Origin of the sequence: Mediterraneibacter glycyrrhizinilyticus (assembly GCF_015560805.1) — a bacterium.
Taxonomy (GTDB): Bacteria; Bacillota; Clostridia; order Lachnospirales; family Lachnospiraceae; genus Schaedlerella; species Schaedlerella glycyrrhizinilytica_A.
On the sequence record NZ_JADMSO010000001.1, the window covers coordinates 277,040 to 290,254 of the forward strand.

Consider the following 13,215-nt stretch of genomic DNA (forward strand, 5'->3'; position numbering starts at 1 on the left):
TTATTTGCCTTTCTTATCTTCTTTCGTCATTCCAGCCACGGCAAATGAGAATGGTTCAAAAATTACCATTAATCTGTCTATAATCGGTCCATATGCAACCACTGCGATCAAAGTACCGATTCCCCAGGAAGATCCCAGGGCGACGCCGATCACAAATAAGATGGCATAGGATATGATCAAACCGATACCATAACTTTTCTTAACAATATCTGCTGCTATGAAAGCGAATATATCGGATGTCTGATAACCCAAACCGATCGGAATATAATAAGCCAGAGTCACAATGATGATGGCTGAACCGAGTAAAATACACACGATTTTCAATCCAACACTCATTTCTGATGCTACCGGTAAAATTGGGTCAAGGATGCCTAACCACAGATTTTCAAAAGGACCGATCAAAAAACACCATGCAAGAGTTCCCAGGTGTACTAAATCTTTTCTTACAAAAAGGAAAACAAAGAACATGATTCCCTCAAATACGAGAGCGACCGTCCCAAATTGAACATGAAATACATTGGACAGACCGATTTCAAATGTTGTCAAAGGATCACAGCCCCACTCCGGCCAAACTAAAAGCGCAACGCCTAGTGCACAAATAAAAATAGATGGAATAATGGCAAGCAGCCGTCTTGTATAACTCCATATTTTTTTCAGATCCATTATTCTTCCTCCCACTGTACTGCAACTGCTCTCACCGGGGATCCGTCGCAGCCTACGATTTTCATCGGCAGTGCGATCACAAATGGATGTTCAAAGTCAATCTTGTCGAAATAAGCCCAGTTTTCTCCGATCATCAGTCTTTTTTCGGAAAACAGGTCATGTACTGGGAATTCTGTTCCGCCGGTTTGATCTGCGTTGATCGTATCGATACCGATAAAGCGAACGCCTTTTTCAACCAGATATTTTGCAACTTCTCCATTTACATAAGGATGGTGGAAAAATTCGTCTGTTCCTCTTGTTTTATACCAGTTTGTATGGAAGAGAACGATTTTTCCGTCGGAGATTTCGTCTTTATATTCTTCAATATCTTCTAAAGTGATGGCTTCATCCGCTTTTTTGTCCGTAACGTGAATAACGACAGCTTCTCCCAGAAAGAAATCCAATTCCATTTTATCGATGGTTTCGCCTGTGTTTGAAAAATGGTAAGGCGCATCTACATGCGATCCTGTCTGTGTTCCCATTACTAATGTAGATAAATTATATCCCTCATTTTCTAATGTGGTGGCAACAGTTACGGATGGTTCCGGATCTCCCGGATAAATTGGTGTTTCAGCAGTAAATTCCCATGATAAATCTACGATTTTTTTAATTTTTTTCATGATCACACGCTCCTCTTTAGTCATTGTAAGCTTTTTTTAACAGCTCTAAATAGTCTTCTTTTGTGATGGCTCTTGCATTGTCGTTTGACAAAACATTATTCGCAGATCTTTCTGCGATCGCGTCAAAATTCTCTTCTGAGATACCCTTAATATCTTTGATCGTAGGGATATTTAATTTTTTATTTAAGTCTTTTACATATTCGACTGCCTTTTGAGCGTACTGTTCATCAGACATATTTTCATCTCTTTTGATTCCGAGTGCGTTTGCAATGTCGGCAAAACGTTCCGGGCATGCCGGAATATTGAATTCCATGATATATGGCAAAAATAATGAATTGGCTACTCCGTGCGGGGTATCAAACCATGCGCCGACTGTTTCCGCAAAAGCATGAACCGCTCCGACATTGGAAGAAATGAAAGCCATACCACCGATCGTACTTGCGATCATCATATTGCGTCTAGCTTCCCTGTCTTCACCGTTATGGTAAGCTTTCTCCAGATTTTCAGCGATCATGGAAATACCTTTCAGAGCTAAAGCATCCGTGATCGGCTGGTGAAGCTGAACGGTATATGCTTCAATACAATGTGTTAAAGCGTCTACTCCGCAGGAGGCGGTTAAAGATTTCGGCAGACCAACTGTGATTTCCGGATCGCAGATTGCCAAGGTTGGAATCATATGGATCGGATCGCCGACGGTCATCTTATATTGTCTTTTGGTGTCGGTTATTACAGCACACCAGGTGACTTCTGCACCGGTTCCGGAAGTGGACGGGATACAAATTAGCGGGAGGATATTCTTCTTTAGTTCTGTATCGCCCCATTCTACTGTTGTTTTTCCGTTTGTGACAACGGCACCGACCGCTTTTGCCTGATCCATAGAGGAACCGCCGCCTAAAGCGATCAACGCGTCTACATGATGTTTCTTGGCGAAATCAGCCATCTCATCACAATCTTCGGCTCTCGGGTTCGGTTTGACATTCGTTAATAAGAAATTTTCGATTTTCGCATCATCTAAACTTTTTTTCAGTTTTTCATAATGTTCGGAAGATGCCAGAAACGGATCGGTAATAACCAATACTTTCTGAAAACCTAAATTCTTACATTCCTGTCCGGTTGTTTCGATCACCCCATAGCCTTCCACGATACGGGTTGCATGAAATAAATTGTTTACATCCAACATATTTTTTCACTCCTTTTATGTTTCTGACAATCATTATATGATATATTGTAACTATATGGTCAAGCCTGATTGTTAAAAAATTATTTTATGTGAGGAAGGAGTCAATTATGTATGAAAATCTGTTAAGTCCGAATGAATTTGCGAATATTTCTGGGATTTCGAGACAGACATTAATTTTTTATGAACGAAAGAATGTGTTTAAGCCTATATTAAAGAATGAAAAAGGGTTTCGTTTTTATAGTTTAGAGCAATTAGATGTTATAGTTACTATACAGGGATTGCAGACAATCGGTCTGTCACTTCGCGAGATCCAGGATTATATAGAAAATAGAAACGCGGAATTAATTTATGAACTTTACAGCAGCAAACTGATACCTTTGAAGCAAACTGTTCAAAAATATAATCGAATGATCGAAATGATGAATGTCAAACTTGAACTGATCAAAAAAGCAAAATCTGTGTTGTTGGATACGATTTATCTTGAATACAGACCGGCAATTCAGATTATTAAAAGTAAAGAGATTCCGCTCGATGCGAGTGATACGATTCAGTACAAAATATTAGGCGAGCACATGGAATACCGCAAGGTGAAAGATTATAGTCTGGGGCATGCCGTAGCCGGAATCGTGGATTGGAAAAGAGCGATAGAAAGTATGACGGACAAAACACAGTATCGATATTATTATACAATTCTTCCGTCGAGTCATGAGGAGACGGATTATAGTGTGATTGAGAGTGGAACGTATATCGTTATTTATCATAAGGGACCGTATAATCAAACGTATGAGATTTATCCGAAAATTATAGAGTATGTGAAAGAAAACCATTTTGAAATAGAATCTATGCTTTATGAAGAAAGTTTGATCGATGAGACAACAGAATCAGATCCCAATAATTATATTACCCAGATATCGGTCAGGATAAAAGAAATTTTTTAAAAAATTAGCACTCACCTATTGACAGTGCTAATAATAAGTGTTATATTACAACTAGAACAAAGGGAGAGGAAAAAGTTCCGAACTTTATTTGTTCCGGTAACAGAACAACACAAGGATTTATTCCAAAGTGCTTATTATTTTCAATTGTCATTAGGAAGGGAGATATGACTTATGTTAATGCCTAGTATTTTTGGAGAAAGTTTATTTGATGATTTTATGAAAGATTTTCCGTTTTATGATGATCGGGATATGAAACGGATGGAGAAGAAACTGTACGGTCATCACGCAGGTAATCTGATGAAGACCGATATCCGGGAGATGGATAATGGATTTGAACTGCTGATGGATCTTCCGGGATTTACAAAAGAAGAAGTGAAAGCGTCGCTGAAAGACGGTTATCTGACGATCACGGCGGCAAAAGGACTGGATCAGGACGAGCAGGAGGCGAAGACGGGAACCTATATCCGCCGCGAGCGTTTTGCAGGATCCTGCCAGAGAAGCTTCTATGTAGGCGAAGATATCACAGAGGCGGATATCAAAGCAGAGTTTAAACATGGTATTCTGAAACTGTTTGTTCCGAAAAAAGAGAAACAGCCGGAAGTACCGCAGGAGAAATTTATCGCGATCGAATAGATCGTCTGACAAAAGAAAGGGAACCGGAGGTTGGGAAACCAATCTCCGGTTTTCCTTTTCGACCGAAAGAGCGGACAAAGCAGAAAAAAGCAAGACAAAGGGGAGGTGTGAAAAATGGTAGCCAAAAAAGATTATTATGAAGTGTTGGGCGTCGACCGGCACGCAGACGCGACGGCGATCAAGAAAGCGTACCGGAAGCTTGCAAAAAAATATCATCCCGATACGAATAAAGATAATCCGCAGGCGGAACAGAAATTTAAAGAGGCTTCGGAAGCGTATACGATATTAAGCGATCCGGAGAAGAAAAAATTATACGATCGGTTCGGGCATGCGGCATTTGACGGAAGCATGGGGGCAGGCGGCGCGTCCGGCGGAACCTCCTACGGAGGAACTGCTTACGACGGAGCGGACTCCGGGTTTGGAGGATTCGGAGGGTTCGGCGGCTTCGGAAACGGAAGTTTCCGAAAGGAGGGACCTGATGGCAGTTATCAGGAATTTCATTTCGAAAGCGGAGATGCAGACGACTGGATGAACGATTTGTTTGGAGATATGTTCGGCAGCAGACGATCCGGATTCGACGGCCGTTTCCGAAGCGGATATAGCGGAAATACCGGATATGAAGGAAGCGGCAGCTATGATGGAAGCGGCGGTTACAGAGGAAGCAGAGGGCGGCAGACGTTTAGGCAGAAAGGATCGGATCTGCGGGCAGGTGTGACGATCAGCTTTGAAGAAGCTGCGTTTGGGTGCGAGAAGACGATCACATTGCGGAATCCGAACGGGACGGATCAAAGCACAGCAACGCAGACATTGAAAGTGAAAATCCCGGCAGGGATCGGGGACGGGCAGAGCGTCCGGCTCCGGGGAAAAGGAATGCCGGGAAATGGCGGCGGCGAACCGGGAGATCTTCTTTTGAAAGTTGCCATTCAGGAAAAGCCGGGATTTGAGCGGAAAGGGATGGACGTTTACACGACCGTACAGATCCCGTATACGACGGCGGTTCTCGGCGGCGAAGCGCTTGTGCAGACATTGAGCGGAAACGTGCTCTGCAAGATCCGTGAGGGAACGCAGTCCGGAAGCCGGATTCGTTTGAAAGGAAAAGGAATCGTCTCGATGAAAGATCCGTCCGTCTATGGAGATCAGTATGTGACCGTACAGATCCGGGTTCCGAAAAATCTGACGCCGCAGGCAAAAGAAAAACTACGGGAGTTTGAAACACTGTGCCAGTGATAAAATGGCGCATTAGAATACTGCATTAGAATATCACGTCAGAATACTGTATCGGAATACCGCATCAAAATACTGTTGCCAATAAACGGCGGCAGCATAGCTTTTACCGTGCAACAGACGGATCATCGTGCTCCCGTGAAAAAAGTTCCTTGTATTCTTTCGGGGAGAGCCCGTATTCTTTTTTAAATGCGCGGAAAAAGCTGGAATAATCTTTAAAACCATACATCAGATACGCTTCGCTTATGCTGGTTTGCGCGAGGATCGCATCCCGGCACATAGCGAGGCGTTTTTTTGTGATAAACTGATGGACGGAAAGACCGAGGTTGTCCTTAAACACATGGGAAATGTGATATTTGCTCACAAAAAACTGCCGGGAAAGTGAATCAAGGGAAAGATCCTCGTCCAGATGATCTTCGATAAACTGGAGTAGACTGCGGTAAAGGTGTTGCTCCTCGTGGGCGGACTTCGGGTGTTCTTTCTCGTAGATCGTCCGGTTCAGGTGCAGGATCAGATCATTGACGCAGAGCGTGATCTGGGTTTCTTTTCCAAAACGTTCGGAGTGGATTTCCTCGATCAGACGAAATACTTTTGACTGCAGGGCGTTGAACGCGATCACATCATAATGGAAAATGTACCGTTTGGTGACGAGCACTTGCTGCATCAGATAGACATAATCGGAAGAAATCTGCAGAAGCTGATTGCAGTATTCCTCGCTGATCCAGAATACAAAACGGCGGTACGGCGCTTTTCCGTCGAGAAGTTTCGCGTAATGCTGCACATGCGGCGGGATCACGATGACGTCGCCGGGCTTGAGCGACAGGATCTCGTCGTTGATGTTGATCGAGACATTTCCCTCGAGAAAAAAATAAAATTCATAATAACTGTGCGCGTGGCTGTCCACACCGTAATAATGACTGTCCTCAAAAGTATCGTTATAGTAATAAATTTCAAAATCTCTGGACAGCATATACTGTCGGGGACTGAATGTACTTTGCAGATTTTTTTTCATTGCTTGCTCCGTTCTGCCGAAAAACCGGCGTTGGTGGTCAACAGATGTCCGAACTCTGATATCTGATTTATATTTTACACGGAAACCGCAAGTTTTGCAATGTACACAACAAATAAACCAATTGGATTTTTCGATACGTCCATTTATAATAAGGGCATCAGAACAACAAGATTCTAAGAAAGTGAGGAACAAGCCTTATGGAAATGACACTGAGATGGTATGGAGCCAAATTTGACACAGTAACTCTGAAGCAGATTCGCCAGATCCCGGGAGTGACAGGCGTGATCACAACACTGTACGATACGGAGCCGGGCGAAGTATGGAGCAGAGAGCGTATCCGTGCAATGAAAGAAGAAGTAGAGGCAGCAGGGCTGAACCTGTCCGGTATCGAAAGCGTAAATATCCACGATGCGATCAAGACCGGAGCGCCGGAAAGAGAGCAGTACATTGCCAACTACATCGAGACTCTGGAAAATCTTGGTAAAGAGGACATTCATCTTGTATGTTATAACTTCATGCCGGTATTTGACTGGACCCGTACAGAGCTGGCGCGTGTGAGACCGGATGGATCTACGGTACTTGCTTATACGCAGGAAGCTGTTGACGCGATCGATCCGGAGAAGATGTTCGAGTCTATCGCAGGCGATATGAACGGAACGATCATGCCGGGCTGGGAGCCGGAGCGTATGGCAAAGGTAAAAGAACTTTTTGAGATGTACAAAGACATTGATGATGAGAAATTGTTTGAAAATCTGAAATACTTCCTCGAGAAGATCATGCCGGTTTGCGACAAATATGACATCAACATGGCGATCCATCCGGACGATCCGGCATGGAGCGTATTCGGACTTCCGAGAATCATCATCAACAAGGCAAACATCCTCCGCATGATGAAAATGGTAGACAACCCGCACAACGGTGTGACATTCTGCTCCGGTTCTTACGGAACCAATCTGGAGAATGATCTTCCGGATATGATCCGTTCCCTGAAAGGAAGAATCCACTTCGCACATGTGCGCAACCTGAAATTCATTACACCGACGAACTTCGAGGAGGCGGCACATCTGTCAAGCGACGGAACATTTGATATGTACGAGATCATGAAAGCATTGTACGATATCGGCTTTGACGGACCGATCCGTCCGGATCACGGTCGTATGATCTGGGACGAAGTGGCAATGCCGGGATACGGTCTGTACGACAGAGCGCTCGGAGCAACCTACCTGAACGGATTGTGGGAAGCGATCGACAAAGCGACACAGCGTGGAATCTAGGATACAAAATTCAGAAAATATCGGAACAGGAGAGCCTGGAAAGGAGCATATACAATGAAATTAAATTTACAGGGAATCGCTGATAAAAGTCAGTGGGAAGCAAAAGGATATCAACTTCCGCAGTACGACCTGGAGAAGATGATCGCGGCGACAAAAGAGAAACCGTTCTGGATCCATTTCGGAGCAGGAAACTTGTTCCGTGCATTTCATGCAAATGTTGTACAGAACATGCTCAACGCCGGAGATCTGGATCGTGGTCTGATCGTGGCAGAGGGATTTGATTATGAGATCGTTGAGAAAATGTACGCGCCGCACGACAATCTTGGAATCGTTGCGACACTGAAAGCGGACGGAACGATCGAGAAAACCGTAGTCGGAAGCGTGGCGGAGTCTCTTCCGCTGGATTCTGACAATGAAGCCGCTTACGGCAGACTGAAAGAGATCTTTGCAAATCCGTCCCTGCAGATGGCGACCTTTACGATCACAGAGAAAGGTTACAGTCTGGTGAACGGAAAAGGCGAGCAGCTTGCGGACGTGACTGCTGATTTCGCGGCAGGTCCGGAGAAACCGGCAAGCTACATGGGAAAAGTAACTTCTCTTCTGTATGCAAGATATAAAGCGGACGAGCTTCCGATCGCGATGGTGAGCACAGACAACTGTTCCCACAACGGAGACAAGCTTTACGCAGCGATCGCAGCATTTGCGAAAGCATGGGCAGAGAACGGAAAAGCGGAAGCGGGATTTGTATCCTACATCGATTCTGAGAAAGTGTCTTTCACATGGAGCATGATTGACAAGATCACACCGAGACCGGACGCTTCCGTAGAGAAGATCCTGTTGGATGACGGTGTGGAGGAACTGGAGCCGGTGATCACATCCAAGAATACTTACGTTGCACCGTTTGTAAACGCTGAGGAGACCGAGTATCTCGTGATTGAGGATGATTTCCCGAACGGACGTCCGGATCTGACAAAGGGCGGACTGATGTTCACAGACCGTGAGACGGTTGACAAAGTAGAGAAGATGAAAGTCTGCACCTGCTTAAATCCGCTTCATACCTGTCTGGCAGTATACGGATGTATTCTCGGATATCAGAAGATTTCCGATGAGATGAACGATGCAGAGTTGAAAAAACTGGTAGAGACCGTCGGATATGTAGAGGGACTTCCGGTAGTTGTCAATCCGGGAATCCTGGATCCGAAAGCATTTATCGACACGGTTCTTCAGGTGCGTGTACCGAATCCGTTCATGCCGGATACGCCGCAGAGAATCGCAACCGATACTTCTCAGAAACTGGCGATCCGTTTCGGCGAGACGATCAAAGCGTATGCAGAATCCGACGAACTGGATGTGGCATCCCTGAAACTGATCCCGCTTGTATTTGCAGGATGGCTGAGATACCTGATGGCAGTAGACGATGCGGGAAATGCGTTTGAACTGAGCCCGGATCCGCTGCTTGATACGGTATGCCCGTATGTAGCAGGATTCAAACTGGGAGAAGTCGGAGATGTGGCGGAGATCGAAGCTGCATTGAAACCGGTTCTGGAAAATGCAAAAATCTTCGGTGTAAATCTTTACGAAGTCGGCATGGCAGAGACTGTATGCAGCTATTTCAAAGAGCTGACAGCAGGCGTCGGAGCCGTTCGCGAAACACTGAAAAAATATGTATAATCGATGAAGAAGAGGCGGACAGCATGCAGACGCAGGGCGGATGTATGCTGTCCGTCTGCCTTTTGGCAGCGAAAACATGAGAAAATATGAGAACATAAGAGGAGGATGAAAAATGGCGTTAAAAGCAGAAGAACATGTAAAGTATTATCATAATCAGAATGGACCGACGATCGGTACGACTTGTCAGAGGGTGATCGAAAAGGACGGACTGTATTTCAAAGATCTGGACGGAAGCGGCGAACTGAAAAGTTACGACGACTGGAGACTTCCGGCGAAAGAGCGCGCCGAAGCATATGTAAAGGTGCTGAGTACAGAAGAAAAGATCGCGCAGTTATTTATTTCCGACTGGCGGATGGGAAAATATCCGGTTACCGGTCCGATGGCGGCAATGGCGCCGAAAGAAGTGATCTTAGACGAGAGCGGCGTACTCGATGAAGCGGAATTTCGGGGAAAGACGATCTTCGGAGAACAGTATCTTCCGGGGACGACGACGCTTTTAAAAGAGTGGTTTTCCAGACATTTGATCCTGCGCGCCAATGCGACTGCGGAAGATATGACTGATTGGCTCAACCAGCTGCAGGCGGTGGCGGAAGAGTGTCCGCACTGGGTTCCTGTGAGCGTGGCGTCCAACTCCCGCAATGAAAACGGGGAAGTTGTCTTCGGAATGAATGACGCGGCGGGCGTATTTGCAGCCTGGCCGGGGACACTTGGGATCGCGGCAGCAGTCAAAGGCGCAGGATTGGAATTGATCGATGAATTTGCGGATTGTATCCGCCGTGAGTGGAATGCCTGCGGTCTGCGAAAAGGATATATGTACATGGCGGATATTATGACCGATCCGAGATGGCAGCGTTCTTACGGTACGTTCGGCGAGGATCCGGAATTGGTCTGCGCGGTGATGGAGCGTCTGATCCCGGGGATCCAGGGAAGTAAAGAGGGTGTGACGGCGGACGGCGTGGCAGTGACAACGAAGCATTTTCCGGGCGGCGGCGCAAGAGAAAACGGATTTGATCCTCATTATGCAGCCGGACAGTGGAACGTTTATGCAACCGAAGGCTCTCTGCAGAAATACCATATTCCTGCATTTAAGACGGCGGTGGAAAATCATACTTCCGCGATCATGCCGTACTATTCCAAACCGGCGGCTTCAAAAAGTGCGGCGCAGACAGACTGCGAGGGAAATCCATGCGAAATGGAGCCGTTCGGGTTTGCATATAACCGTACATTTATCCAGACAATGCTTCGCGAGCAGCTTGGCTTTCAAGGCTATATCAATTCGGATACCGGTATCGTCCATAATATGTGCTGGGGTGTGGAAATGCTGGACTCCGCAGAACGGATCGGTTTTGCGGTCAACCATGCGGGCGTGGATCTGATCAGCGGTCTGTTTGACAACGAAGCGGGAATGGAAGCTTACAACCGTGGAAAAAATGATTACTATGAGACACATCCGGTTCCGGACGGATTTACAAAAGAACAGCTTGTGCTCACAGATGAAGCTCTGGATCGTGCGGTTGCGCGCACATTGCAGGAAATGTTTGAACTCGGGATGTTTGAAAATCCATACCGCAGTGCGAAAGACGCGGTACAAGCGGTAGGAGAACAGGCGGACTGGGATGCGGCAGCAAGAGTGCACAGACAGAGCGTCGTTCTGCTGAAAAATGACGGAACACTTCCGCTCATAGATGAGAAATGCGCACAGAAGAAATTCTATGTGGAAGCGTTCAAAAAAGACGCCGCGCAGGCAGAAGAGGCGACAAAGGCTCTGAGAGAAATGTTTGCGGACCGGATACTGACCGACGATCCGGGCGAGGCAGATTTCGCAGTGTTGATGGTAACACCGTCCAGCGGAGAATATTTCAATGCGACGCCGGGATATCTGGAATTGGATATCTGTGACGGCAAGACGGTCTGCAACGTGGACGCAGATGGAAAGCCGGAGGCGAGCACGCACGAAGAGACTACACTTTCCGGCGCAGACCGGATCCGCGAGATTGCGGAAGCGGTTCACAAAAACGGCGGAAAAGTCATTGCGAATATCAACTTTACGCTTGCATGGGAAGTCGGAAATGTAGAGCGGTATGCGGATGCACTTCTGGCAGGATTCGATACCTATCCGAATGCGACGCTGGATGTGATCTTCGGGCGTTTCTCCCCGGTCGGAAAATTGCCGCTCACACTTCCGAAAGGCGATGAAGTGCTGGCGGTGAATGCAGACGGCGTCTGTATCAGTCCGAACGATGTGCCGGGATATGACAAAGATCAGTATATGCCGGATGCAATGAAAGACGAGAACGGAAAAGCGTATGCTTACCGGGATGCGGCAGGCAATTACTATGAGCTGAATTTTGGGTTGAGTTACGAATAAGAGAGTGTGAAAGAGATTGTCTTGAAACAGACAGATAGAAACAGGGGCAGATGTGACTTGTATGAGTCGCGTCTGCCCCTAAAATATTTCCATAAAAAACAGGTTTAACGCAGTTTTTTCACCCGCTTCATGGCGCTGGTCACCATGCCGCCCAGAGCAAATAAAGCCAGAGCATTTGGGATTACCATTAAGTTGTTGAACATATCGGATAACTCCCATACGAGGTCGTTGGAAGCAAGTGTTCCGAGAAAGATAAATACAAGTGCGAGCACGGTATAGATCTTCGTAGATTTTTCACCGAATAAATAGGAAACATTGATCTTTCCGAACAAATTCCAGCCGAGGATCGTGGAAAATGCGAAGAAGAACAAGGTAACGGCAACAAACTGTGCGCCCAGCTGTTCTCCGAATACTGCGCCGAATGCTGTCTGAGCAAGGTTGGTCTTGTCTACAACTTCCAGAGCGGATCCGGTGTAGCCGTTTGCAAGAATTCCGCCTTTTGTATACAAGGTAGAAATTACAACCAGAGCATTTAAGGTCAGAACGACGAATGTGTCGATAAATACACCGACCATAGCCACGCACCCCTGTTCATGCGGAGATTTTACCTGTGCCAGTGCGTGGGCATGCGGTGTGGAACCCATACCGGCTTCATTGGAAAAAAGCCCGCGCTTCGCACCCTGTGTCATTGCAGTTTTGATCGCGGCTCCGAAAGAACCTCCGATGATAGCCTGAGGCTGGAATGCGTATGTAAAGATCATTGCAAAAGTCTCCGGCAAATACTTGAATCTTGCGATCAGGACGATCAGTCCTCCAAGCAGAAAGACTGCGGCCATGATCGGGACCAGCTTTTCGGTGACGGATGCAAGTCGTTTGATCCCTCCGAGAAAAATAAATCCGCAGATAATGACAAGGATGATTCCTACGACCCAAGACGGAATGCCGAATGCCGTTTCACAGGTAGAGCCGATCGAGTTGGACTGCACCATACATCCGAAGAATCCCAGAGCAAGTGTGATCGCGATGGCGAAAAATCCGGCAAGAAATTTACCGAGAGGACCTTTAAACGCCGTAGTGATATAGTAAACCGGACCACCCTTGATCGTTCCGTCCTTTTGTACGATACGGGTTTCCTGCGCAAGCGTTGCCTCGGCATAGATGGTCGCCATGCCAAAGAACGCGATGATCCACATCCAGAAAATAGCGCCGGGACCACCGGTAAGGATCGCGCCGGAAGCTCCGACGATATTTCCGGTTCCGACCTGAGCTGCGATCGCGGTTGCAAGAGCCTGAAAAGAGCTCATACCGGAGTCGTGTTTTTTTCCGTTGAGTGTCAGTGTTCCGAATACACGAGACATTCCCTCTTTGAAGCAGCGCACCTGGACAAAATGGGTTTTGAAAGAATAAAAGAGTCCGACTGCGATCAACATAAAAAATAAAATGTAGTCAGACAAGTAGCTGTTGATTGTTTGGACAATCGGTAATAAAGTTTCAGACATTGTTCTCTCTCCTTTAAATAAAATAAGAGCAGCCGATAAGCCGACTGCTCTGAAAAAACACATATAAATCTGAGAAAAGCTGATAATATAACCC

The 13,215-nt window shown here is 46.3% G+C and carries 11 protein-coding genes; 6 read left to right on the forward strand and 5 right to left on the reverse strand.

From position 1 onward, the window contains the following. The 3 genes from I2H87_RS01345 to I2H87_RS01355 are packed head-to-tail and all read right to left on the reverse strand — an operon-like array spanning position 1 to position 2,502. The gene (locus tag I2H87_RS01345; RefSeq protein ID WP_009267249.1) at positions 1 to 663 is read right to left on the reverse strand and encodes a hypothetical protein; all 663 of its coding nucleotides are present in this window, start codon (positions 661 to 663) and stop codon (positions 1 to 3) included. Then, on the reverse strand, positions 663 to 1,322 hold the full coding sequence (locus I2H87_RS01350; RefSeq protein WP_195609136.1) for a cyclase family protein: 660 nt from the start codon (positions 1,320 to 1,322) through the stop codon (positions 663 to 665). The genes I2H87_RS01345 and I2H87_RS01350 overlap by 1 nt, the downstream gene beginning before the upstream one ends. Before the next feature lie 16 nt (positions 1,323 to 1,338). Beyond that, positions 1,339 to 2,502, reverse strand: a complete 1,164-nt coding sequence (locus tag I2H87_RS01355) for an iron-containing alcohol dehydrogenase (RefSeq protein ID WP_009267247.1) — start codon at positions 2,500 to 2,502, stop codon at positions 1,339 to 1,341. A gap of 107 nt (positions 2,503 to 2,609) precedes the next feature. Here I2H87_RS01355 and I2H87_RS01360 point away from each other — a divergent pair, with 107 nt between their 5' ends. The 3 genes from I2H87_RS01360 to I2H87_RS01370 all read left to right on the forward strand — a co-directional run bounded on the left by I2H87_RS01360 (position 2,610) and on the right by I2H87_RS01370 (position 5,300). Beyond that, a complete protein-coding gene (locus I2H87_RS01360; protein ID WP_022150965.1) occupies positions 2,610 to 3,440 on the forward strand; it encodes a MerR family transcriptional regulator in 831 nt (276 codons plus the stop codon). A 171-nt stretch (positions 3,441 to 3,611) separates the two neighbouring features. Next, positions 3,612 to 4,073, forward strand: coding sequence for an Hsp20/alpha crystallin family protein (locus I2H87_RS01365; protein WP_009267240.1), 462 nt, complete (start codon positions 3,612 to 3,614; stop codon positions 4,071 to 4,073). A 114-nt stretch (positions 4,074 to 4,187) separates the two neighbouring features. Beyond that, positions 4,188 to 5,300, forward strand: a complete 1,113-nt coding sequence (locus I2H87_RS01370; protein ID WP_195609137.1) for a DnaJ C-terminal domain-containing protein — start codon at positions 4,188 to 4,190, stop codon at positions 5,298 to 5,300. A gap of 103 nt (positions 5,301 to 5,403) precedes the next feature. Here the strand turns inward: I2H87_RS01370 and I2H87_RS01375 are convergent, their stop codons facing one another. After that, complete coding sequence (locus I2H87_RS01375) at positions 5,404 to 6,309, reverse strand: AraC family transcriptional regulator (RefSeq protein ID WP_195609138.1); 906 nt, start codon at positions 6,307 to 6,309, stop codon at positions 5,404 to 5,406. Between the two features lie 197 nt (positions 6,310 to 6,506). On the opposite strand from I2H87_RS01375, the gene uxuA reads away from it, so the two are divergent. From uxuA to I2H87_RS01390, 3 genes are all read left to right on the forward strand, one after another. Beyond that, positions 6,507 to 7,583, forward strand: coding sequence for a mannonate dehydratase (uxuA, locus tag I2H87_RS01380; protein WP_009267237.1), 1,077 nt, complete (start codon positions 6,507 to 6,509; stop codon positions 7,581 to 7,583). A 54-nt stretch (positions 7,584 to 7,637) separates the two neighbouring features. Continuing rightward, positions 7,638 to 9,254: a mannitol dehydrogenase family protein gene (locus tag I2H87_RS01385; protein WP_195609139.1), complete on the forward strand. Its 1,617-nt coding sequence runs from the start codon at positions 7,638 to 7,640 to the stop codon at positions 9,252 to 9,254. A gap of 112 nt (positions 9,255 to 9,366) precedes the next feature. Further along, entirely contained in the window at positions 9,367 to 11,622 is a 2,256-nt protein-coding gene (locus I2H87_RS01390; RefSeq protein WP_195609140.1) for a glycoside hydrolase family 3 N-terminal domain-containing protein, read from the forward strand. 104 nt (positions 11,623 to 11,726) lie between these two features. Here I2H87_RS01390 and I2H87_RS01395 read toward each other — a convergent pair whose 3' ends face one another. Continuing rightward, positions 11,727 to 13,121, reverse strand: coding sequence for an alanine/glycine:cation symporter family protein (locus I2H87_RS01395; RefSeq protein WP_195609141.1), 1,395 nt, complete (start codon positions 13,119 to 13,121; stop codon positions 11,727 to 11,729). Between the last annotated feature and the right edge of the window lie 94 nt (positions 13,122 to 13,215).

Excerpts from the sequence above, each read along its gene's own strand:
- I2H87_RS01345 (WP_009267249.1), bottom strand. The coding sequence starts at position 663 with ATGGATCTGAAAAAAATATGGAGTTATACAAGACGGCTGCTTGCCATT.
- I2H87_RS01350 (WP_195609136.1), bottom strand. The coding sequence starts at position 1,322 with ATGAAAAAAATTAAAAAAATCGTAGATTTATCATGGGAATTTACTGCT.
- I2H87_RS01355 (WP_009267247.1), bottom strand. The coding sequence starts at position 2,502 with ATGTTGGATGTAAACAATTTATTTCATGCAACCCGTATCGTGGAAGGC.
- I2H87_RS01360 (WP_022150965.1), top strand. The coding sequence starts at position 2,610 with ATGTATGAAAATCTGTTAAGTCCGAATGAATTTGCGAATATTTCTGGG.
- I2H87_RS01365 (WP_009267240.1), top strand. The coding sequence starts at position 3,612 with ATGTTAATGCCTAGTATTTTTGGAGAAAGTTTATTTGATGATTTTATG.
- I2H87_RS01370 (WP_195609137.1), top strand. The coding sequence starts at position 4,188 with ATGGTAGCCAAAAAAGATTATTATGAAGTGTTGGGCGTCGACCGGCAC.
- I2H87_RS01375 (WP_195609138.1), bottom strand. The coding sequence starts at position 6,309 with ATGAAAAAAAATCTGCAAAGTACATTCAGTCCCCGACAGTATATGCTG.
- uxuA (WP_009267237.1), top strand. The coding sequence starts at position 6,507 with ATGGAAATGACACTGAGATGGTATGGAGCCAAATTTGACACAGTAACT.
- I2H87_RS01385 (WP_195609139.1), top strand. The coding sequence starts at position 7,638 with ATGAAATTAAATTTACAGGGAATCGCTGATAAAAGTCAGTGGGAAGCA.
- I2H87_RS01390 (WP_195609140.1), top strand. The coding sequence starts at position 9,367 with ATGGCGTTAAAAGCAGAAGAACATGTAAAGTATTATCATAATCAGAAT.
- I2H87_RS01395 (WP_195609141.1), bottom strand. The coding sequence starts at position 13,121 with ATGTCTGAAACTTTATTACCGATTGTCCAAACAATCAACAGCTACTTG.